Genomic DNA, 19,297 nt, shown 5'->3' on the forward strand with positions numbered 1-19,297 from the left:
CGAAGGAGGCGCCAAGTGCTCGTATCGCAAATTCTCAAGACCAAACCGGACGATAAAGTTGTCACGACCAAGCCCGGACTGGCGATTTCCGAGGCGGCAGCGATGCTTGCAGAAAAGCGGATCGGTACGCTGGTGATCTCTGCCGATGGCAAGACGCCAGACGGGATTCTCTCTGAGCGCGACATTGTGCGCGAACTGGGTCGTCAGGGTGCGGGTTGCCTGCAACAGACGGTCGAGAGCATCATGACGACCAAATTGGTCACCTGCAGCCGCGATGACCGCTCTGACGCGATTTTGCAGAAAATGACCGATGGGCGCTTTCGCCATATGCCAGTGCTGGAGGATGGCGAACTGGTGGGCCTGATCTCTCTGGGCGATGTGGTGAAGGCCCAGTTGCAAGAGCTATCGATGGAGAAACAAGCCCTTGAGGGTATGATCATGGGCCACTGACGTCATGTGGTTGTGACGGGCTGCCGCGGCTACCGCTACCGCTAACTGACTTGCGCTTGGGGCGGTGAAATGGTTGGCTGCGGCGCAACACAGCTGACACTCAGGACAATTTCATGCGCATAGCCCTATACCCCGGTACATTCGACCCGATCACGCTGGGGCATATCGACATTATCCGCCGTGCGGCCCGCATGGTTGACCGGTTGGTGATCGGTGTGGCGATCAACCGTGACAAAGGCCCGCTATTCAGCCTTGAGGAACGTGTCGCACTGATCGAGGCAGAATGTGTGCAATTGGCCCAAGAGACCGGTGTTGAGATCGTCGTGCATCCTTTTGAGAACCTGCTGATCGATTGCGCCCGTGATGTCGGCGCCCAGACCATCGTGCGCGGCCTGCGCGCGGTGTCGGATTTTGAATATGAGTTCCAGATGGTCGGCATGAACCGCCAGCTGGACGATTCTATTGAGACGGTCTTTCTGATGGCCGAAGCCACCCATCAGGCGATCGCCAGCAAGCTGGTAAAAGAGATCGCGCGGTTGGATGGGGATGTCAGCAAGTTTGTGACACCGGCGGTGAATGAAGTGCTGATTGAACGGTTTGCACAGATGTAGCGTCTGGAGCGGCGAGCGGGGCGGGTGAGGCTCGGTTCTGCACGGTATTTTTAAAAGGATGAAATAGTAGGGCGCAGCGCTGTAGTAGGGGCCGCGCCCTATTTGGTTAGTGGGGCTGGCTGGCTATGATCCCGGCGGTGTCTAGCATGCGGTTCGAAAACGCCCATTCATTGTCGTACCATGCCAGCACGCGCAGCAAGTTGCCTTGTTGTAGCGCCGTTTGATCTGTGGCGAAGATGGCGCTGTGGGGGTCGTGATTGAAATCGGTCGAGACCAGCTTGCGATCGGTGACCGATAGGACACCTTTGAGCGCACCCTTGGCGGCTGCGTGCATAGCGGCGTTCACGTCGGCTTCGGTTGTTTCGCGCTCTAGCTCCACCACGAGGTCAATGCAGGATACATTGGCGGTGGGTACGCGCACGGCGGTGCCGGTTATCCGGCCAGCGAGTTTTGGTAAGACAAGCCTCAAGGTTTCCGCGGCGCCGGTGCTGGTGGGGATCATCGAAAGTGCCGCGGCGCGGGCGCGGTAGAGGTCGTCATGGGGGCTGTCGTGGAGGGGTTGGTTGCCGGTGTAGCTGTGGACCGTCGTCATATGGCCGCGGCGAATGCCGAAATTCTGATCCAGCACATGGGCGATGGGCACGAGGCAATTGGTGGTGCAGGAGGCGTTGGAGACGATGCGGTCTTTGGGGCCGATGTCGTTGTGGTTGATCCCATAGCAGATGGTTTTCGCGTGGCCACGGGCAGGGGCGGAAAGCAGAACGCGGCGCGATCCATTGGAGTGGTGGCGCGCGGCCTGAGTGACGTCACGGAAGTGGCCTGTGCATTCCAAGACCAGATCGACATCGGCCCACGAGAGATTTTCGGGGGCTGCTTCGTGGGTGAAGCGGATCGGGCCGCGTCCGATGTCTAGCAGGCCATCCGAGACAGTGATTTCATGGGGGTAGCGACCATGGATGGAATCGAACTCGAATAAATGTGCGAGTGTGTCCAGCGGTGCGAGATCGTTGATTGCAACGATTTTCAGATCACCAGGCGCCCGTTCCATCAGGGCGCGCAGGATGTTGCGGCCAATGCGGCCAAAGCCATTGATAGCGAGGTTCACAGCCATTGCGGTACTTTCATTCGATCGACGCCGAAGATGCGCCTCTGCGCCGTGGTGTCAACGGATCAACAGGGGTGAAAAAAGTACCGATACAATGTTTCTGAGGGCGCCGGTTGCTTACCGCCAGAAGGCGATCCACTCAATCAAGTCAAAGAGCTTTTTGCCGAGATAGATCATATGCTCTGCGCCATAAGAATAAATATCAACCAGCATTGCCCCGGCGATCACGAGGGCCAGCACGATGGCGATAGGATTGGTCATGGCGCTGCTCCGGGCGGGGTTGGCCTGATATTACAGGCGCACCCCCGCCGTGCAAGCCTTAGCCCAGTTTGCCCATAGCGACGGCGACATCGGCCATGCGGACCGAAAAGGCCCATTCGTTGTCATACCAGCCGAGCACGCGCACGGTGCGGCCCGCCACGACGATGGTCTGGTCGGGGGCAAAGATGCAGCTTTCTTCGGTGTGGTTGAAGTCGATGCTGACTTTCTGTTCGGGGTCATAGGCCAGCACGCGTTTCATTGGACCTTCGGCCGCGGCACGGGCGGCGGCGTTGATCTCTTCCACCGTCACGTCGCGGCTTGCTTGGAAGGTCAGGTCCACGGCGCTGACGTTGGGCGTGGGCACGCGCATGGCGGTGCCGTCCAGTTTGCCTTTGAGCGCGGGCAGCACTTCGCCCAGAGCCTTGGCCGCGCCCGTGGAGGTGGGGATCAGCGCCATGGCGGCGGCGCGGGCGCGGTAGAGGTCATCGTGGCGGCGGTCGAGCGTCGGCTGGTCGCCGGTGTAGCTGTGGATCGTCGTCATCAGGCCGCTTTCGATGCCCACGGCGTCATGCATGACTTTGGCCAGCGGCGCGAGGCAGTTGGTGGTGCAAGACCCGTTTGAGATCATCCGGTCGGAAGCGGTCAGCTGGTTGTCATTCACGCCGTAGACGATTGTCTTATCGACGTTTTTGCCGGGCGCGGAGAGCAGTACGCGCTTGGCGCCGTTCTTAAGGTGAACGTTGGCTTTGTTGCCGTCGTTGAACTTGCCGGTGCATTCCAAAACCACGTCGCAGCCGGACCAGTCCAGCTCTTCGAGGTTGTAGCTCGACATCATCTCGATGTCGTTTTGGCCGAGGTTCATATAGCCGCCGTCGACAGAGACTTCGCCGGGAAAACGGCCATGGACGGAATCGTATTTGATGAGATGCGCGGCAGTGCTGAGCGGGCCGGTGGCGTTCACCTTGATCACTTCGATGTCATCGCGCCCCGATGCCGCGATATGGCTGAGGGTGCAGCGGCCGATGCGGCCAAATCCGTTGATGCCAACTTTGATGGTCATGGTGCATTCCTTGTCATGGGCCGCTCGATCGGGGCCGTATGTCGGGGTCGCGCGTTCTATATCCGCGCAAGGCAGGCAGGGGAAAGGGGCAAAACCAAATGATTTCCATATGTTAGCGTTAAACCTGCATGTTAGCGGTAAAGGTCGCAGCGGCTTCGGGCTTGCCAGATGGGCTGCACATGCTACTTCGGTTGCAACACGCAAAAAGGGGCACGGAATGAGCGGTTTACTGGCACTTGTAGATGACGTGGCGGCCATCGCCAAAGTTGCGGCGGCGAGCGTGGATGACGTGATCGGGCAAGCGGCCAAGGCGGGCTCTAAGGCGGCGGGGGCGGTGATTGACGACGCAGCGGTGACGCCGAAGTATCTGCATGGGTTCAAGGCTGAGCGTGAGCTGCCGGTGATTTGGCGGATCACCAAAGGTTCGTTGCGCAACAAGCTGGTGTATCTGTTGCCCGTTGGGTTGCTTTTGGCGAATTTCGCGCCTTGGGCGATCTCACCGCTGTTGATGCTGGGTGGCGCTTATCTGTGTTTTGAGGGGGCTGAGAAGGTTGCTCATGCGCTTGGCTGGGGGCATGGGCACGAGGATTATCCCGATAAGGAGAAGGTGGTCGAAGACCCTGCGCATCTGGAAGAGCAGAAGGCCGCGGGCGCGATCAAGACTGACTTTATCCTTTCGGCGGAGATTATGACCATTGCGTTGTCGGCGATCCCGGAAAGCAATTTCTGGATGGAAGCGGCGACACTGGCGGCGGTGGCAGTGATGATCACGGTTGCGGTCTATGGTGCGGTCGCTTTGATCGTGAAGATGGACGATTTGGGGCTGGTGATGGCAAATAGGGGGCGTTTTGCCCTGACACGGACATTTGGGCGCGGTTTGGTGCGCGCGATGCCCGGCTTTCTGAAGTTGCTGACGATCGTCGGTACGGCTGCGATGCTTTGGGTTGGCGGGTCGATTATTATCCACGGGCTAGAGCAAATGGGCTTTGCTGCACCTTACAACTGGATCCATGATATTGCAGTCTCCGTGGGCCATGCGGTCCCCGCACAATTCGAAGGGGCCGTGGAGTGGACTACAACAGCGGCAATCGATGGCGTCTTTGGTCTGGCTCTTGGCCTGCTGCTGATCCCGGTGGGTGAGAAGATCATCACGCCGATCTGGCGCAAGGTCTTTCATAAGGCGGCGGTGTAAAACGCGGTTCTAGTGATAGGACAATAGAAAAGGGGCGACGGTTGAACCGTCGCCCCTTTTTGCTGTGCCGTGTGATCCGTGGATCAGAGCAGCGCCTTGGCTTTCTCGGCGACATTCTCGGCGGTGAAGCCGAAACGCTCGAACAGTTCTTCCGCCGGGGCAGAGGCACCGAAACGGTCCATGCCGACGAAATCCGCCTTGCCGTATTTGCCGCGCTCGCCAAAGAGCCACTGGTCCCAGCCCTGACGCATGCCTGCTTCAACACCAACACGCACGGCACCACCGGGCAGCACGCGCTTGCGGTAAGCTTCATCCTGCTCGGCGAAAAGCTCCATACATGGCATGGAGACGACGCGGGTGCCGATGCCTTCGGCCTGCAACAGATCACGCGCGGCCAGTGCCACATGCACTTCCGAACCGGTGGCGATCAGGATCACCTGACGTTTGCCCTCGGCATCGGCCAGCACATAGGCGCCTTTTTCGGTAAGGTTGTTGTTCTTGTGCTCCAGACGCACGGTCGGCAGGCCCTGACGGGTCAGGGACAGTACCGACGGCGTGGTTTTCGAGGTGAAGGCAATCTCCCAAGCCTCCGCCGTTTCCACCGCGTCGGCGGGGCGGAAGACGTAGGTGTTGGGTGTCGCACGGCTGATCGCCAGATGCTCGACCGGCTGGTGGGTCGGGCCGTCTTCGCCAAGGCCGATGCTGTCATGGGTCATGACAAAGGCCGTGGGGATTTGCATCAGCGCCGCCAGACGCATCGAAGGACGCGCGTAGTCGGTGAAACACATGAAGGTGCCGCCATAGGGACGGATGCCGCCGTGCAGCGCCATACCGTTCATCGCCGCCGCCATGCCGTGCTCGCGGATGCCCCAGTAGACATAGCGCCCGCCGCGGTTGTCCACGTCAAAGACACCCAGATCAGAGGTCTTGGTGTTGTTCGAGCCGGTCAGGTCCGCAGAGCCGCCAACCGTTTCGGGCAGGATCGGGTTCAGCACTTCGAGAGCTTTTTCGCTCGCCGCGCGGGTCGCCATCTTGGGCGCGCTCTCGGTGATTTGCTTTTTGAAGGCTTTGACGGTCGCGCTCATCTTTTTGGGCGCTTCCAGCGCCAGTGCGCGGTTAAACGTCTCGCGCTTGGCGCGGGGCATCTTGTCGAAACGCTCTTCCCAAGCGCGGCGTTCGTCCGCACCGCGTTTGCCAATCTCTTCCCATGCGGATTTCACATCCGAGGGCACTTCGAAGGGGCCAGTCGTCCAGCCATAGGCTTTCTTCGCATCTGCCATTTGATCGGCATCCGTCAAAGCGCCGTGGCCTTTCGAGGTGTCCTGTGCCGCGTGGCCCAGAGCGATATGGGTTTTGCAGGCGATCATCGTGGGCAGATCAGAGGCTTTCGCCTCGGTCAGGGCCGCGTCGATCTCATCGGGGTTGTGGCCGTCGATTTCGATCACATGCCACTGCGCGGCTTTGAAGCGCGCGACCTGATCGGTGTTGTCCGACAGGGTCACCGGGCCGTCGATGGTGATGTTGTTGTTGTCCCACATCACGATGAGCTTGCTCAGTTTGTGGCGGCCGGCGAGGGTAATCGCCTCTTGGCTCACGCCTTCCATCAGGCAGCCGTCGCCGGCGATGACATAGGTGTGGTGATCCACGACCTTTGCCCCGTACTGCGCGCGCAGCATCTCTTCGGCCATGGCGAAACCGACCGAATTGGCAATGCCTTGGCCCAAGGGGCCGGTGGTGGTCTCAATCGCGTCGGCGAGGAAGTTCTCCGGGTGCCCGGCTGTGCGCGCGCCCATCTGGCGGAAGTTCTTCAGCTCTTCGATGGGGAACTGCTCATAGCCCGTCAGGTGCAGCAGCGAGTAGATCAGCATGGAGCCGTGGCCCGCCGACAGGATAAACCGGTCACGATCAGGCCAGAGCGGGTTGGATGCATCAAATTTCAGGTGCTTTTCAAAGAGCACGGTGGCCACATCGGCCATGCCCATCGGCATGCCGGAGTGGCCGGAATTGGCGGCGGCGACGGCATCGAGGGTCAGTGCGCGAATGGCGGTGGCCTTGGACCAGTGATCGGGGTTTGCGCGTGCGAGGGCTGTCAGATCCACGGGGCGTTCCTTTGCGGCTGTGGCAGATTGGGCCTGTGCATACCAGTGATCGGGCAAAGTTCAAGCACAACCGGGCTGCATTGCCCGCGCAGAGCACGCTCTGAGATGAACTCCGCTGCCCAAGCTGCTGAAACGAAAGGGGGGCGCAATTCGCCTGCGCTTTGGCTAGGATTGCGGAAACCGGCTTATTACCGCGATTCGCGCGCGTGACATTGTGCAAGGCGCGCGCTATCTGCCCGGAACGGCAGCCAACAATGGGCACGGCAGGCAAATAATGCAGCCCCTAGAGCAGGACGAACAAGGAGACTTCATGCGGATGAGTGAACTTGAAGAATATCAACGCCGCATCACGGCCGCGATGGACCGGATGGCGAAAGGGCTGGATCAGCTGAACGCCGCTCCGGCCGAGCCGGATGAGGATATCGTGCAGGCGCTGGAAGATGAGCGGCAAGCCAATGCCCAGCTGACCGAGCGGGTGAAGAGCTTGAAAGAAAGCCATCAAAACGATCTTGCTGCTCTGCGCGAACAAATGGACTTCAACGATGACCGGATGACCCAGCTTGATATGGACGTGCAGCGTCTGCGTCAGGCGAATGAGCAGTTGTCAGCGGCCTGTGAGCAGTTGCGTCTGGCCAATGCCGAAGGGCTGGCCGACCCCAAGTTGATCGACACCGCCGTGATTGCCGAGTTGGAAAGCCTGCGTGCAACCCGCGCGATTGAGATGGCCGAGATTGACGCCGTGTTGACTGCGCTGGCGCCTCTGGTCGAAGAGGGCGAGCCTGAGGCACCTGCTGCTGAAGATACCCCCGAGGCGGCTACTAAAAGTAGTGCTGAAGATAGCACCGAGGATGAGAGCGCCGAAGAAGAACCCAAGTCAGGAGGGGCCGACTGATGCCCGAGATACGGATCACCATCGGCGGCCGCCAGTTTGAGGTCGCCTGTCAGGAAGGTGAAGAAAGCTATTTGCACGCCGCCGCCAAGATGTTGGACGACGAAGCCAATGTGCTGAGCGATCAAGTGGGCCGCATGCCCGAGGCGCGAATGCTGCTTATGGCGGGCCTCTTGTTGGCCGACAAAACAGCCAGCGTCGAAGACCGCATTGCCGAAGTGCGCGCCGAATTGGCCGAGCGTGAAGCGGAGCTGACGAGCCTGCGTAATACCAAAATCGAGCCTGAACGTATTGAAGTGCCCGTTGTGCCGCAGAGCGTCAAAGACACGCTGGCCGAGATCGCCGCACGGGCCGAAGCGCTCGCTGCCGAGGTTGAGGAAAAGTCGGACAAATGAGCAGGGTAATCAGAGTGGCCCTTTGCGCGTCGCTCTGGGCCTTGCCCGCCGGCGCTGAGACCATCGCGATCACCTATCTCTGCGAGCGCGGCGCGTCGGTGCCGGTGGTCTATGTTCCCGATGCAGACCCCGCTGTGGCGGTGCTCTATGTTGAAGGACGGCTGATCAATCTACAGACCATGCCTTCCGCCTCTGGTGCGCGGTATGGTTGGCCGTCGGATGGGGCGTCCTATCAATGGTGGGAGCATCAGGGCCGCGCGCGCTTGGGTTGGCAGGATGGCGCCAGCGACGCGGTGACACCAATCTATAACGATTGCGTGCCGCAGGATTGATCCAACCACGGGATTGCGGCGCAGGCAGCAATATGCTCTGGGGGGCGCGAAAAGCGCCCCATCCGCGCTGTCTTTCTCGCCCATAGCAATCAGGACGCCATCCCATGACCGCCAAACCACGCATCATCATCTCTAGCGACCACGCTGACATCGCCCTGCGCCAAGACATCGCCCGGCATATCGCCGACCGTGGTTTTACAGTCGAAGACATTGGTCCGGCCACGGCGGAAAGCACCGATTACCCCAAGCACGGAGAAGCCGCCGCACGGCGCATTGCAGCCGGAGAGTTCGACCTTGGCATTCTGATCTGCGGCACGGGGCAGGGCATCATGATGGCTGCAAATAAGGTCAAAGGCATCCGCTGTGGTGTCTGCGCCGATACATTCTCGGCCAAGATGATCCGGGCGCACAATGACGCGAATATGCTGTCGATGGGTGCGCGTGTGATCGGTGCCGGGCTTGCGCTTGAGATCGTGGATGCCTTTCTCGATACCGAGTTTGAAGGCGGGCGTCACGGCCGCCGCGTCGATATGATCACGGCGATTGAGGACTGAACCCAGAGGGTAGACCTAAAGTACCAGAGATAAAAAAAGACCCCGGCGCGCCAATAGGCGTCCGGGGTCCTTAAATTATCGACAGTCCGAAGCCGTTTCAGCCGTTGGCTTCGCGGATCTTATCAGCGGCGTCTTTGTCAAAGGTCACGCCGTTCTCGGCAAAAAGCGTATCCAACTCGCCCGACAGCGTCATCTCGGTGATGATGTCACAGCCGCCGACGAATTCGCCTTTGACGTAAAGCTGGGGAATGGTTGGCCAGTCAGAGAAATCTTTGATCCCTTGACGCAGACCTTCGTCGGCCAGCACATTCACGTCGCTATATTCGACGCCCATATAGTTCAGAACTCCGGCCACGCGGCTGGAGAAACCGCATTGCGGCATTTCCTTGGTGCCTTTCATAAACAGCACAACATCGCTTTTGGAGATTTGTTCTTTGATCTGGCTTGAGGCATCGCTCATGTCATTTGTCCTTCACATCTGATTTCTTGAACGCAGCATGGTAGCGCCGCGCATAGGTTTCATCGTCGGCCCAAGGCTTTACGTCCAACTCGGCCCCGCCGAGAAAGAAACCGCCTCGTTTCTTGGTCCAATTCGTGTGCCCGCGTTCTAGGCTTTCGTTGCGCCGTGCCGCACTTGCCACGACATCAAGATCGGTCGCCTCCATCCCCAGTGGCACTTTGCCGGTCTCAGCGCGTGGAGGCTGGCGCTGCGACAAGGGCACATGTCGCCCGCGCTGCATGCGGTGCTGAACAAAAGCAATTGCGGCGATCCCGCCCAAAACAATTGCTGCAGTCCAGCCCCACATCGTTAGTCTGGCGTCCGCGTGGTCAGCGCGAGCGCATGCAGATCGCCGTTTGATCCGTCCATCTTGCCCTTCAGGGCCGCATAGACGGCGCGCTGTTGTTGTACGCGGTTCATGCCACGGAAACTCTCATCCACGACCATGGCCGCCATATGCACGCCGTCATTGCCTTCGACGGTGATTTTCGCGTCAGGAAAGGAAGCGCGGATCAAGTCTTCGATTTCGCTGGCTTGCATGGGCATGGGGTGGCTCCGATTACTGTGTTAGCTTGGCCTAGATGTAGTGCCGCATAGCGCTGCGTGCAAGACGAAGGCTTGTGCCGATCTCGCATTGACCTTTGCCCGTGAAGCAACACACTCTGCACCCCCAATAGGTAGAGGAAACCAGATGGACCGCATCCCCGAACAGGCGTTGAATTGGGCTGAGGCCGGACAGCCCGTGGCATTGGCCACGGTGGTAGAGACATGGGGCTCTGCCCCGCGCCGCGCAGGCGCGCAACTGGTGGTGTCGGGCGATGGCACGATGATGGGCTCGGTCTCGGGCGGCTGCGTCGAAGGCGCGGTGGTGGTCGAAGCGCTGGAGGCGATTGGGGACGGGCGCACCCGGTTGCTGGAGTACGGCGTTAGCGATGGCGATGCCTTTGCGGTGGGGTTGGCCTGCGGTGGCACAATCAAGGTGCTGGTGGAACCGATACGATCCGATGCGCTCACGCTTGAGATGCTGCGCGATCTGGTGGCGGCACGCGCTGCACGGCAGCCCGTGGCCTATGAGGTGGCGCTTGATGGCAGCACGCGAGAACTGGCCCGCGCGGGGCATGAAGACCGCTTCCGCCGTGACCGCTCTGGGATTGACGAAGACACGGGGCGCTTCATCGCCATTCACAACCCGCCGCTGCGGTTGGTGATCGTGGGCGCGGTGCATATCGCGCAGCATCTGGTGCGCATGGCGGGAGAGGCGGGTTTCGATCCGATCGTCGTTGACCCGCGCGAAGCCTTTGGTTCCGCCGCGCGGTTCCCTGAATGCCGCGTGATGAACGATTGGCCAGATGCTGCCCTTGAGGAAATCGGCTTGGACGCCCGTTCTGCCGTGGTGTTGTTGACCCACGACCCGAAATTGGATGACCCGGCGCTGCATGTGGCCCTGGGGACAGAGGCGTTTTACATCGGCGCGCTCGGCTCGACCCGGACGCAGGCCAGTCGCCTTGCGCGGTTGCAAGAGGCGGATGTGCCCCCCGATCAAGCGGCGCGCATTCACGGGCCGGTGGGTCTCGACATTGGCGCTGCCAGCCCGGCCGAGATTGCCGTGTCGATCCTTGGACAGATGATCCAAACGCTGCGCCGTCCATGAGGTTCGGTCCGGTTCCATTAAGCGACGCACTTGGCGCAACATTGGCCCATTCTGTCGCCGTCAGCAGCGGACGGCTGCGCAAGGGCCGTGTGTTGGCGCAAGAAGATATCGCAGCGCTTGAACAGGCCGGCATTCATGAGATCATCGTCGCCTGCCTAGATCCCGGTGATATAGACGAAAATGCAGGCGCAGAGCGTCTCGCCAAGGCGCTCCGCGGTCCTGGGCTGCGGATCTCCGACCCCTTTACCGGGCGGGTGAACCTTTTGGCAGAGGGGCCGGGCGTTGTGATGATGGACCGCGCCGCACTTGAGGCGGTTAATGCAGTACATCCGATGATCACCTTGGCCACTGTGCCGCCCTTTCAGCAGATGACTGAGAATGGGATGGTGGCGACGATCAAGATTATTTCTTACGCTGTGCCGCAGGAAGCCGTTGACGCCGCCTGTGCCGCAGCCGGAAAGGCAGCGCTGCGTCTGGCAAAAAGAAAACTTCGCGATGCGACGCTGATCATCACGGATGTGCCGGGCGGGGCGGGCGACAAGGGGCGCGTGGCGGTCGAGGGGCGGCTAGATGCGCTTGGGGTTACCTTGAATGACGTTGTTATGGTCCCACATCGATCTGCGCCGTTGGCAAAGGCACTCGCCGCCGCACAGACCGATCTGACCCTTGTACTCACCGCTTCTGCCACATCTGATATTGACGACATCGCCCCCTCCGCCTTGCGACAGGCGGGCGGTGAGGTTGAGCGGTTCGGGATGCCGGTCGATCCCGGCAATCTTTTGTTCCTCGGTCATTTGGGGCAGCGCCCGGTGATCGGCCTGCCGGGCTGCGCACGTTCGCCGGCGCTTAACGGGGCGGATTGGGTGCTCTCAAGGTTGGTCTGCGGCATTCCGGTTACCAGCGCGGATATTGCGGCGATGGGCGTTGGTGGGTTGCTAAAAGAAATCCCGACCCGCCCGCAGCCGCGAAACCCCGGCAAAAGCGCGAGTGGCAGCTGAGAAAAAGCCCTCAGAAAATATGTGTTCTCAACTAGAGCTTGTCGTGCTTAACTGCCTCTAACAAGCGTCAGACTGGGAGGAAGAACATGACACAGGTCAAGATGACCGTGAACGGCATACCCGCGTCAGGGGAGGTCGAAGGCCGCACGTTGCTGGTGCATTTCCTACGCGATGACCTGGAACTCACCGGCACCCATGTGGGCTGCGACACCAGCCAATGCGGGGCCTGTTTGGTGCATGTGAACGGCAATGCGGTCAAGGCCTGCACCATGTTCGCGATCGAGGCGGATGGCGCCGAAGTCGACACCATCGAAGGGCAGGCGACCCCAGATGGCACGCTCAACACCATCCAGCAGGCGTTTCAGGATCACCACGGGCTGCAATGCGGATTTTGCACGCCGGGCATGGTGATGTCGGCAGCGGCCCTGCTCAAGGATAACCCCAAGCCGAGCGAGGCCGAGGTGCGCCATTACCTTGACGGCAACATCTGCCGCTGTACCGGTTATCATAACATCGTCAAAGCGATCATGGCCGCCAGTGGTCAGGACGTCAGCGCGCTGGCGGCAGAGTAAGACTCAGAACAGCGTTGCGCTGAGCAGACTGGTGATGGCGGAGGGAGGACCACCAGAACCGGGCGCCGCGTGACAGATCAGGTGCATCCGCACCGCCACCAAACGGGAGGAAATTATGCCTAAGGATTTTGAACCGAGCAGCGGAATTGGGGCCAGCAGCAAACGGCGGGAGGACATTCGCTTTCTCACTGGGTCGGGGCGCTACACGGATGATATTAACCTGCGCCGTCAGACCCATGTGTTCTTCCTGCGCTCTGACGTGGCGCATGGGCGGCTGACGGGGGTCGATACCTCCGCCGCCGAGGATATGCCCGGTGTGCTGAAGATTTTCACCGGCGCGGATTTTGCCGAAATCGGCGGCATGCCCTGTGGCTGGCAGATCACTGATAAACATGGACAACCCATGCAAGAGCCGAAACACCCGGTTCTGGCCCATGAAAAGGTCCGCCATGTCGGCGAGCCCATCGCCGCCGTGGTGGCCGAGACGCTGGCGCAGGCGCGAGACGCCGCCGAGGCGATTGTGGTCGATATCGATGAGCTGCCCGCCGTGGTGAACATGAAAGAGGCGGTGAAAGAGGATGCGCCCAAGGTGCATGACGATCTGACCAGTAACCTCTGCTACGACTGGGGTTTCGTTGAAGAAAACAAAGACGCGGTGAACAAGTCTTTCGACGACGCGGCCCATGTCACCACGCTGGAACTGGTGAACAACCGCCTCGTCGCCAACCCGATGGAGCCGCGCGTGGCCATCGGCGAGTACGACCGCTCGGCTGGGGATTATACGCTCTATACCACCAGCCAGAACCCGCATGTGATCCGCCTGCTGATGGGCGCCTTTGTGCTCGGCATCCCCGAGCATAAGCTGCGCGTGGTCGCCCCGGATGTGGGCGGTGGTTTTGGGACAAAGATTTTCCACTACCAAGAAGAAGCCTTTTGCACCTTTGCCGCCAAGGCGGTGGGGCGTCCGGTGAAATGGACCTCCAGCCGGTCCGAGGCTTTCATGTCCGACGCCCATGGCCGGGATCACGTCACCAAGATCGAATTGGCACTGGATGCGGATAATAACTTCACCGCCCTGCGCACCGATACCTACGCCAATATGGGGGCCTATCTGTCGACCTTCGCGCCCTCGGTGCCAACGTGGCTGCATGGCACGCTGATGGCGGGGAACTATAAAACGCCGCTGATCTATGTGAACGTTAAGGCGGTCTTTACCAATACCGTGCCAGTAGATGCCTATCGCGGGGCCGGACGGCCCGAGGCGACTTATCAATTGGAGCGTCTGATCGACAAGGCCGCGCATGAGTTGAAGGTCGACCCAATCAAACTGCGCCGCCAGAACTTCGTAACGGAGTTTCCCTACGCCACGCCGGTGGCAGTGGAATATGACACCGGCGACTACAACGCCACGATGGACAAGCTTGAAGAGATCGCTGACCACGCGGGCTTTGCGGCGCGGCGCCGCGAGAGCGAAGCCAAAGGCAAGCTTCGCGGCTTCGGCGTGAACTGCTATATCGAGGCTTGCGGCATCGCGCCGTCGAACCTTGTCGGCCAACTCGGTGCACGCGCGGGGCTGTATGAAAGCGCCACGGTGCGGGTGAACGCGACCGGCGGGCTGGTTGTCATGACCGGCAGCCACAGCCACGGGCAGGGGCATGAGACCTCATTCGCGCAGGTGGTGGCCGATATGATCGGCATCGACGAGAAAATGGTCGAGATCGTCCATGGCGACACCTCCAAGGTGCCGATGGGCATGGGCACCTATGGCTCGCGCTCGCTCGCGGTGGGCGGCAGCGCCATGGTGCGCGCGACCGAAAAAATCATCGCCAAGGCCAAGAAGATCGCAAGCCATCTGCTCGAAGCCTCAGAAGGGGATATCGAGTTGAAGGATGGGGCCTTTAGCGTTGCGGGGACGGATAAATCCGTGGCTTGGGGCGATGTGACGCTTGCCGCCTATGTGCCGCATAACTACCCGTTGGAAGAGATCGAACCGGGGCTGGAGGAAACCGCCTTCTATGACCCGTCGAACTTTACCTATCCGGCGGGTGCCTATGCCTGCGAGGTCGAGCTTGATCCCGAAACCGGCCATGTCACCGTCGAACGCTTCACCGCAGCCGATGATTTTGGCAATGTCGTGAACCCTATGATCGTGACTGGCCAAGTGCACGGCGGCTTGGCCCAAGGCATCGGTCAGGCGCTTCTTGAGAACTGCGCTTACGATGAAGATGGGCAGCTACTCAGCGCGTCTTACATGGATTACGCCATGCCCCGCGCCAGCGATCTTCCGTTCTATGACGTGGATCATTCCTGCCAAACACCTTGCACCCATAACCCCTTGGGCGTGAAGGGCTGTGGGGAAGCGGGGGCGATTGGCTCGCCGCCTGCTGTGGTGAACGCAGTGCTCGACGCCATGCGTTCGGGCGGGAAGGACATTGGCCATATCGACATGCCGGTCAGCCCCGCACGGGTTTGGGAAGCGATGCATGGTTAAGTCTTTGATCCACTGTGATATCTCCAATAACGAAGAGGGGCGACGCACCTTGCGGCCTCTGGGAAGGATGAATGATGTATGAATTCGAAATAGAGCGCCCCAGCAGCGTAGCAGACGCGGTCAAGGCTTTAGGCCAAGAGGATGCGCAACCGCTGAGCGGGGGGCAAACGCTGATCCCGACGTTGAAAGCACGGCTGGCGATGCCATCGGTTCTGGTGTCACTCACGGGTATTAAAGAACTCAAAGGCGTCGAGATGCGCGATGGCGCACTTTGGATTGGAGGCGGCACCACACATGCCACGGTCATGCACGACGCGGCAGAGAGCTATCCGGCCTTGGCCAAGCTAGCCGCGCGGATCGGTGATCCGGCGGTGCGCAACCGGGGCACGATCGGCGGATCACTGGCGAACAACGATCCCTCCGCCTGCTACCCGGCGGCGGCCTTGGCCAGCGGCGCGACGATTGAGACGGACCGACGTGCGATCGCGGCTGACGACTACTTCCAAGGCATGTTCACGACCGCACTAGAAGAGGGGGAAATCGTCACCGGCGTACGCTTCCCCATCCCGCAAGCCGCGCATTACGAGAAGTTCATCCAACCCGCCTCGCGCTTTCCGCTGGTCGCGGCCTATGTTGCGCAGTTCAGTGATGGGGTGCGCGTGGCGATCACTGGCGCTTCCAATGAAGGTGTCTTCCGCTGGACGGAGGCGGAGGCGGCACTGAGCGAACGGTTCGATGCAGACGCGCTGGAGGGGCTGACCCTTGATGGCGGCAATATGATCGGCGATCTGCACGGCAGTGGCGCCTACCGCGCACATCTTTGCGGTGTGATGACACGTCGGGCAGTCCAAGCCATAGCCTGATAGCCGATAACAAGCCGTAAACCTTGACCGCGCTCCCATCCCGGGGCGCGGTCTTTTTATGAGATAGGCTATTGATATTGGATAGCGGAACCTCAGCCCCCATCATGCGTTAGGTGACAAGCGCTGCCCGAACGGCGTTCCCGTAATAATGAGGACGTGAACATGAAAAACCTACTGAGATCTACGACTTCGCTGGGTCTGAGCCTTGCATTGGCTTTCCCCCATGGTGCCTTTGCACAGGATCAGAATCTGGCAGAATGTGGCCCCGTAGGCGAAGCGACAGAATTCCCCTGTGCGTTTGACGACCAGACGGTGGAAAACGCTGAAGAGCTTCGGTTGGTTGCAGGGCTGAGTGCCGATGCGAATGCTGAAGCGGGCGACAGTGCAGATGCACAGGTTGAAGCTGAAGGTAATGCAGAAGCAGAAGCTGGTTCGCTTTTGGGTCAAGCTGCGGATGCTGTATCCGATGCAGTTACCGGCGCTGAAGAGCAAGCCGAAGAGGCCGCTGCAGCAGCGAATGCTGAAGCCCAAGCGGCGGCGGATGAGGCTGCGAACGTAGCAGCAGAGGCTGAAGCCAGCGCCGAAGCCGAGACCGTGGAAGCAGAGACTGTCGAACCGGAGACCGGAACAGAGGCGGAGGCCGAAGCAGACATGTCTGCTGACGCCGAAGTTGAGGCGGAAGTTGAGCCCGCGCAAGACCCTGTTGAGCCCGCGCAAGATCCTGAAGTCGCGTCTGATGCGGAGGGCGATGCAGATGCGGAGGTCGAGCAAGAGGTTGAGGCTGAGACCGAAGTCGAGGCTGAGACTGAGGGCATGAGCGACGCTGAGACACCGGTTGAGGCAGAAGCCGAAACCAACGAGCCGGTTCAAGACGTCCAAGACGTTGAGACTGCGCCCGAAGCTGATCCCGCTCAGGACGAGCAAAACGCCGAAACTGAATCCGAGACAAGCGGTGAAGCACTCGGTGCAGAAGCCGATGCCGGTCTAAGTGAAGAACAAATCCAAGCGCGCGAAGAACGTCGTGAGGCCCGTCAGGCGGAGCGTCGTGAAGAACGCCGCGCCGAGCGTCAGGCCGAACGTGAGGCAGCAGCGGCTGCTGCATTAGCTGCTGCCGAAAACGAGTCGGACGCCGAGGTCGTGACCGAAGAGGTAAGCGAAGACGATGTTCGCACTTCGGACGAAGACTTTGACACCAAGGTAACAGCCGCAGCCGACAATGAAGCTGCCGCCTCGGATGATGACGACGGTGGTTTGTCTGACTTCGAAAAAGCTTTGCTTGTCGGCCTTGGCGCTGTGGCCGTCGGGTCGGTTTTGAACAATGGCGAAAAGGTCGTCAGTCGCTCGGGTGACCGTGTGGTGGTTCAGGATGACACGGGCGAATTGCGCGTATTGAAAGACGATAACGCCCTGATCCGCCGCCCTGGTGACGAAGTGCAAACCCAGACCTTCGATGATGGCTCTACCCGTACGATTGTGACGAAGAATGATGGCAGCCGGATCGAAACCATCCGCTCGCGGGATGGTAGCGTTTTGCGCCGTACCAACTTTGACGCGGAAGGCCGGGAATATGTGCTGGTCGATGACCTCGTAGAAGAACGCGAAGTTGTCGTGAATGACCTGCCGCAGGTCCAAGAAAACCAGCAGGCCCAGCGTAGCAGCACCCAGGACGAAGCTGCTTTGCGGCAGGCTTTGCAAGCTGAGATGCGCAATGATCAAGGCCGGACATTCTCGCTCCGTCAGGTGCGCGAAATTCGTGAGGTCCGTTCGCTTGCACCACAGTTGGAATTGGACGCCGTCCGCTTCCCGACCGGTTCTGCAGCGATCCAGCCTGAGCAAGCCCGGTCGCTGGCCAATATCGGCACCACCCTGCGCGACATGATCCAAAAGGATCCGCGTACCGTGATCCTTGTTGAAGGGCATACAGATGCGGTGGGCGACGCGAGCTATAACCTTGCACTGTCTGACCGTCGTGCGGAAACCGTTGCTTTGGCCCTGACCGAGTATTTTGATGTTCCTCCCGCAAACCTAATCACGCAAGGTTATGGTGAAAGCCAACTGCGCGTGCCGACGACAGCGGCAGAGCCTGCCAATCGCCGCGCTGTGGTTCGCAACATCTCGGGTCTACTGCGCTAAGCAAAGCTACCCTAGAAATAGAAAACGCCCCCAGAGCAATTTGGGGGCGTTTTGTGTTGTCTGATCGTGATGTGAGCCGGAGAGCGGGCCAGCCGTCCCGGCCCGAAACCAGTCAACTTATTTGTTAGGCAGGGGCCCGATAACCATGACCATCTGGCGGCCTTCCATCTTGGGGAAGTTCTCAACCCGGCCAATCTCTTTGGTATCCGCCGCAACGCGTTCCAAAAGCTCACGACCAAGGTTCTGGTGCGCCATTTCACGGCCACGGAACCGCAAAGTCACCTTAACCTTGTCGCCACCTTCAAGAAACTTGAAGACATTGCGCATCTTCACATCGTAGTCATTCGTATCCGTATTCGGACGGAATTTGACTTCTTTGATCTCGATGATCTTCTGTTTCTTACGGGCTTCGCTCTCGCGCTTTTGCTGTTCATATTTGAACTTGCCGAAGTCCATGATCTTGCACACGGGCGGGTTGGCGTTTGGCGAAATCTCGACAAGGTCGAGCCCGGCCTCGTCGGCCATTTCCATGGCACGCTGAGGCGTCACAACGCCGACGTTTTCGCCGTCCGCACCGATCAGGCGGATTTCATTGGAGCGGATCTTGTCGTTGACGCGCGGGCCGGTGTCACGTTGGGGCGGCGCGTTATGAGGTCTGCGAGCGATGGTAATGGTCCTTTGATTGTTACCTATTCCGAGAATGCAAGGTAAACCCGACAGGGGTCATCTTCAAGCCGCAAAATCGCGCTATAAGTGGGGTTTGCGCCGATTTCCCCTTGATCCGGGGCCATTGTGGCGCAATTGACGGGTATGCGGCCACGGGGGTAATCTTTGACTTCGCGGGGCATTGATTAAGGGGAATGGAATGAAGAATCTGGTTTGGTTGGTCGTAGCGGTGTTGATTGCGCTGGCAGGCTATATGCTTTTCACGGGTAAAGGGCCACAAGAGGTGGCAATCGAAGCATCGGATGCGATCAATGCGCCTGCCGTGGCAGATGATGTGACACAGGCTGCGGGAGAGGCCGCTGATGCGATCACTGACACGGTAGATGCTGCAGGTGATGCGATCACAGAGGCGGTAGATGACGCCACTGAAAGCGCCAATGACGCGGCAGAGCCTGCGGTGCAGAACTAAACAACGG

At 59.9% G+C, this 19,297-nt stretch carries 22 protein-coding genes; 14 read left to right on the forward strand and 8 right to left on the reverse strand.

From position 1 onward, the window contains the following. The first annotated feature begins 15 nt into the window (after positions 1-15). Together ACSQ16_RS09865 and coaD are read left to right on the forward strand one after the other, a co-directional pair. The gene (locus tag ACSQ16_RS09865; protein ID WP_243260750.1) at positions 16-450 is read left to right on the forward strand and encodes a CBS domain-containing protein; all 435 of its coding nucleotides are present in this window, start codon (positions 16-18) and stop codon (positions 448-450) included. A gap of 113 nt (positions 451-563) precedes the next feature. Continuing rightward, a complete protein-coding gene (gene coaD, locus ACSQ16_RS09870) occupies positions 564-1,061 on the forward strand; it encodes a pantetheine-phosphate adenylyltransferase (RefSeq protein ID WP_093925999.1) in 498 nt (165 codons plus the stop codon). 106 nt (positions 1,062-1,167) lie between these two features. On the opposite strand, the gene gap (ACSQ16_RS09875) is transcribed toward coaD, so the two are convergent. From gap (ACSQ16_RS09875) to gap (ACSQ16_RS09885), 3 genes are all read right to left on the reverse strand, one after another. Beyond that, positions 1,168-2,172 (reverse strand): type I glyceraldehyde-3-phosphate dehydrogenase, encoded by a 1,005-nt coding sequence (gene gap / locus ACSQ16_RS09875; RefSeq protein ID WP_243260749.1) that lies wholly within the window; start codon positions 2,170-2,172, stop codon positions 1,168-1,170. A 111-nt stretch (positions 2,173-2,283) separates the two neighbouring features. Further along, positions 2,284-2,427, reverse strand: coding sequence for a hypothetical protein (locus tag ACSQ16_RS09880; protein WP_167360176.1), 144 nt, complete (start codon positions 2,425-2,427; stop codon positions 2,284-2,286). A gap of 58 nt (positions 2,428-2,485) precedes the next feature. Next, positions 2,486-3,487, reverse strand: coding sequence for a type I glyceraldehyde-3-phosphate dehydrogenase (gene gap / locus ACSQ16_RS09885; protein ID WP_243260748.1), 1,002 nt, complete (start codon positions 3,485-3,487; stop codon positions 2,486-2,488). Between the two features lie 217 nt (positions 3,488-3,704). On the opposite strand from gap (ACSQ16_RS09885), the gene ACSQ16_RS09890 reads away from it, so the two are divergent. Further along, on the forward strand, positions 3,705-4,679 hold the full coding sequence (locus tag ACSQ16_RS09890) for a DUF808 domain-containing protein (RefSeq protein ID WP_243260747.1): 975 nt from the start codon (positions 3,705-3,707) through the stop codon (positions 4,677-4,679). An 83-nt stretch (positions 4,680-4,762) separates the two neighbouring features. Here the strand turns inward: ACSQ16_RS09890 and tkt are convergent, their stop codons facing one another. Continuing rightward, on the reverse strand, positions 4,763-6,778 hold the full coding sequence (tkt, locus tag ACSQ16_RS09895) for a transketolase (RefSeq protein ID WP_243260746.1): 2,016 nt from the start codon (positions 6,776-6,778) through the stop codon (positions 4,763-4,765). 316 nt (positions 6,779-7,094) lie between these two features. On the opposite strand from tkt, the gene ACSQ16_RS09900 reads away from it, so the two are divergent. The 4 genes from ACSQ16_RS09900 (at position 7,095) to rpiB (ending at position 8,948) form a co-directional block, all read left to right on the forward strand. Beyond that, positions 7,095-7,670 carry a hypothetical protein gene (locus ACSQ16_RS09900; RefSeq protein WP_243260745.1) on the forward strand — a complete coding sequence of 192 codons (576 nt, stop codon included), beginning with the start codon at positions 7,095-7,097 and terminating at the stop codon, positions 7,668-7,670. Further along, on the forward strand, positions 7,670-8,062 hold the full coding sequence (locus ACSQ16_RS09905; RefSeq protein WP_093926004.1) for a cell division protein ZapA: 393 nt from the start codon (positions 7,670-7,672) through the stop codon (positions 8,060-8,062). Before ACSQ16_RS09900 ends, ACSQ16_RS09905 begins: the two co-directional genes overlap by 1 nt. Continuing rightward, entirely contained in the window at positions 8,059-8,394 is a 336-nt protein-coding gene (locus ACSQ16_RS09910; protein WP_243260744.1) for an MliC family protein, read from the forward strand. Before ACSQ16_RS09905 ends, ACSQ16_RS09910 begins: the two co-directional genes overlap by 4 nt. Positions 8,395-8,498: 104 nt before the next feature. After that, complete coding sequence (gene rpiB / locus ACSQ16_RS09915) at positions 8,499-8,948, forward strand: ribose 5-phosphate isomerase B (RefSeq protein WP_243260743.1); 450 nt, start codon at positions 8,499-8,501, stop codon at positions 8,946-8,948. 97 nt (positions 8,949-9,045) lie between these two features. Here the strand turns inward: rpiB and grxD are convergent, their stop codons facing one another. Genes grxD through ACSQ16_RS09930 form a run of 3 tightly spaced genes read right to left on the reverse strand, consistent with a single transcriptional unit; the run spans position 9,046 to position 9,993 of the window. Continuing rightward, positions 9,046-9,408, reverse strand: coding sequence for a Grx4 family monothiol glutaredoxin (gene grxD, locus ACSQ16_RS09920; protein WP_093926007.1), 363 nt, complete (start codon positions 9,406-9,408; stop codon positions 9,046-9,048). Position 9,409: 1 nt separating this feature from the next. After that, complete coding sequence (locus ACSQ16_RS09925) at positions 9,410-9,754, reverse strand: hypothetical protein (RefSeq protein WP_243260742.1); 345 nt, start codon at positions 9,752-9,754, stop codon at positions 9,410-9,412. Between the two features lie 2 nt (positions 9,755-9,756). Then, entirely contained in the window at positions 9,757-9,993 is a 237-nt protein-coding gene (locus tag ACSQ16_RS09930) for a BolA family protein (protein WP_067629149.1), read from the reverse strand. Between the two features lie 145 nt (positions 9,994-10,138). Between ACSQ16_RS09930 and ACSQ16_RS09935 the strand changes: the two genes are divergently transcribed. From ACSQ16_RS09935 to ACSQ16_RS09960, 6 genes are all read left to right on the forward strand, one after another. After that, positions 10,139-11,098 carry an XdhC family protein gene (locus ACSQ16_RS09935; protein WP_243260741.1) on the forward strand — a complete coding sequence of 320 codons (960 nt, stop codon included), beginning with the start codon at positions 10,139-10,141 and terminating at the stop codon, positions 11,096-11,098. Then, on the forward strand, positions 11,095-12,096 hold the full coding sequence (locus ACSQ16_RS09940) for a molybdopterin-binding protein (RefSeq protein WP_243260740.1): 1,002 nt from the start codon (positions 11,095-11,097) through the stop codon (positions 12,094-12,096). Before ACSQ16_RS09935 ends, ACSQ16_RS09940 begins: the two co-directional genes overlap by 4 nt. An 86-nt stretch (positions 12,097-12,182) precedes the next feature. After that, complete coding sequence (locus ACSQ16_RS09945) at positions 12,183-12,668, forward strand: (2Fe-2S)-binding protein (RefSeq protein ID WP_243260739.1); 486 nt, start codon at positions 12,183-12,185, stop codon at positions 12,666-12,668. Positions 12,669-12,783: 115 nt separating this feature from the next. Then, positions 12,784-15,159: a xanthine dehydrogenase family protein molybdopterin-binding subunit gene (locus ACSQ16_RS09950; protein WP_243260738.1), complete on the forward strand. Its 2,376-nt coding sequence runs from the start codon at positions 12,784-12,786 to the stop codon at positions 15,157-15,159. A gap of 74 nt (positions 15,160-15,233) precedes the next feature. Then, positions 15,234-16,022 carry an FAD binding domain-containing protein gene (locus ACSQ16_RS09955; protein ID WP_243263186.1) on the forward strand — a complete coding sequence of 263 codons (789 nt, stop codon included), beginning with the start codon at positions 15,234-15,236 and terminating at the stop codon, positions 16,020-16,022. A gap of 162 nt (positions 16,023-16,184) precedes the next feature. After that, positions 16,185-18,155: an OmpA family protein gene (locus ACSQ16_RS09960; protein ID WP_243260737.1), complete on the forward strand. Its 1,971-nt coding sequence runs from the start codon at positions 16,185-16,187 to the stop codon at positions 18,153-18,155. A 117-nt stretch (positions 18,156-18,272) separates the two neighbouring features. On the opposite strand, the gene infC is transcribed toward ACSQ16_RS09960, so the two are convergent. After that, positions 18,273-18,875: a translation initiation factor IF-3 gene (gene infC / locus ACSQ16_RS09965; protein WP_435988794.1), complete on the reverse strand. Its 603-nt coding sequence runs from the start codon at positions 18,873-18,875 to the stop codon at positions 18,273-18,275. Positions 18,876-19,020: 145 nt separating this feature from the next. On the opposite strand from infC, the gene ACSQ16_RS09970 reads away from it, so the two are divergent. Next, entirely contained in the window at positions 19,021-19,290 is a 270-nt protein-coding gene (locus tag ACSQ16_RS09970; protein WP_093926016.1) for a hypothetical protein, read from the forward strand. The last annotated feature ends 7 nt before the right edge of the window (positions 19,291-19,297 follow it).

The sequence above is a fragment of the Sulfitobacter sp. SH24 genome (assembly GCF_965641895.1).
Classification (GTDB): Bacteria; Pseudomonadota; Alphaproteobacteria; order Rhodobacterales; family Rhodobacteraceae; genus Sulfitobacter; species Sulfitobacter dubius.

What these genes read in the sequence shown, in the direction of transcription:
- ACSQ16_RS09880 (WP_167360176.1), bottom strand. Translation starts at nt 2,427, where the DNA reads ATGACCAATCCTATCGCCATCGTGCTGGCCCTCGTGATCGCCGGGGCA.
- coaD (WP_093925999.1), top strand. Translation starts at nt 564, where the DNA reads ATGCGCATAGCCCTATACCCCGGTACATTCGACCCGATCACGCTGGGG.
- ACSQ16_RS09950 (WP_243260738.1), top strand. Translation starts at nt 12,784, where the DNA reads ATGCCTAAGGATTTTGAACCGAGCAGCGGAATTGGGGCCAGCAGCAAA.
- ACSQ16_RS09955 (WP_243263186.1), top strand. Translation starts at nt 15,234, where the DNA reads ATGTATGAATTCGAAATAGAGCGCCCCAGCAGCGTAGCAGACGCGGTC.
- rpiB (WP_243260743.1), top strand. Translation starts at nt 8,499, where the DNA reads ATGACCGCCAAACCACGCATCATCATCTCTAGCGACCACGCTGACATC.
- ACSQ16_RS09900 (WP_243260745.1), top strand. Translation starts at nt 7,095, where the DNA reads ATGAGTGAACTTGAAGAATATCAACGCCGCATCACGGCCGCGATGGAC.
- ACSQ16_RS09935 (WP_243260741.1), top strand. Translation starts at nt 10,139, where the DNA reads ATGGACCGCATCCCCGAACAGGCGTTGAATTGGGCTGAGGCCGGACAG.
- ACSQ16_RS09945 (WP_243260739.1), top strand. Translation starts at nt 12,183, where the DNA reads ATGACACAGGTCAAGATGACCGTGAACGGCATACCCGCGTCAGGGGAG.
- grxD (WP_093926007.1), bottom strand. Translation starts at nt 9,408, where the DNA reads ATGAGCGATGCCTCAAGCCAGATCAAAGAACAAATCTCCAAAAGCGAT.
- ACSQ16_RS09890 (WP_243260747.1), top strand. Translation starts at nt 3,705, where the DNA reads ATGAGCGGTTTACTGGCACTTGTAGATGACGTGGCGGCCATCGCCAAA.
- gap (WP_243260748.1), bottom strand. Translation starts at nt 3,487, where the DNA reads ATGACCATCAAAGTTGGCATCAACGGATTTGGCCGCATCGGCCGCTGC.
- ACSQ16_RS09910 (WP_243260744.1), top strand. Translation starts at nt 8,059, where the DNA reads ATGAGCAGGGTAATCAGAGTGGCCCTTTGCGCGTCGCTCTGGGCCTTG.
- gap (WP_243260749.1), bottom strand. Translation starts at nt 2,172, where the DNA reads ATGGCTGTGAACCTCGCTATCAATGGCTTTGGCCGCATTGGCCGCAAC.
- ACSQ16_RS09930 (WP_067629149.1), bottom strand. Translation starts at nt 9,993, where the DNA reads ATGCCCATGCAAGCCAGCGAAATCGAAGACTTGATCCGCGCTTCCTTT.
- ACSQ16_RS09970 (WP_093926016.1), top strand. Translation starts at nt 19,021, where the DNA reads ATGAAGAATCTGGTTTGGTTGGTCGTAGCGGTGTTGATTGCGCTGGCA.
- ACSQ16_RS09960 (WP_243260737.1), top strand. Translation starts at nt 16,185, where the DNA reads ATGAAAAACCTACTGAGATCTACGACTTCGCTGGGTCTGAGCCTTGCA.
- ACSQ16_RS09940 (WP_243260740.1), top strand. Translation starts at nt 11,095, where the DNA reads ATGAGGTTCGGTCCGGTTCCATTAAGCGACGCACTTGGCGCAACATTG.
- ACSQ16_RS09925 (WP_243260742.1), bottom strand. Translation starts at nt 9,754, where the DNA reads ATGTGGGGCTGGACTGCAGCAATTGTTTTGGGCGGGATCGCCGCAATT.
- ACSQ16_RS09905 (WP_093926004.1), top strand. Translation starts at nt 7,670, where the DNA reads ATGCCCGAGATACGGATCACCATCGGCGGCCGCCAGTTTGAGGTCGCC.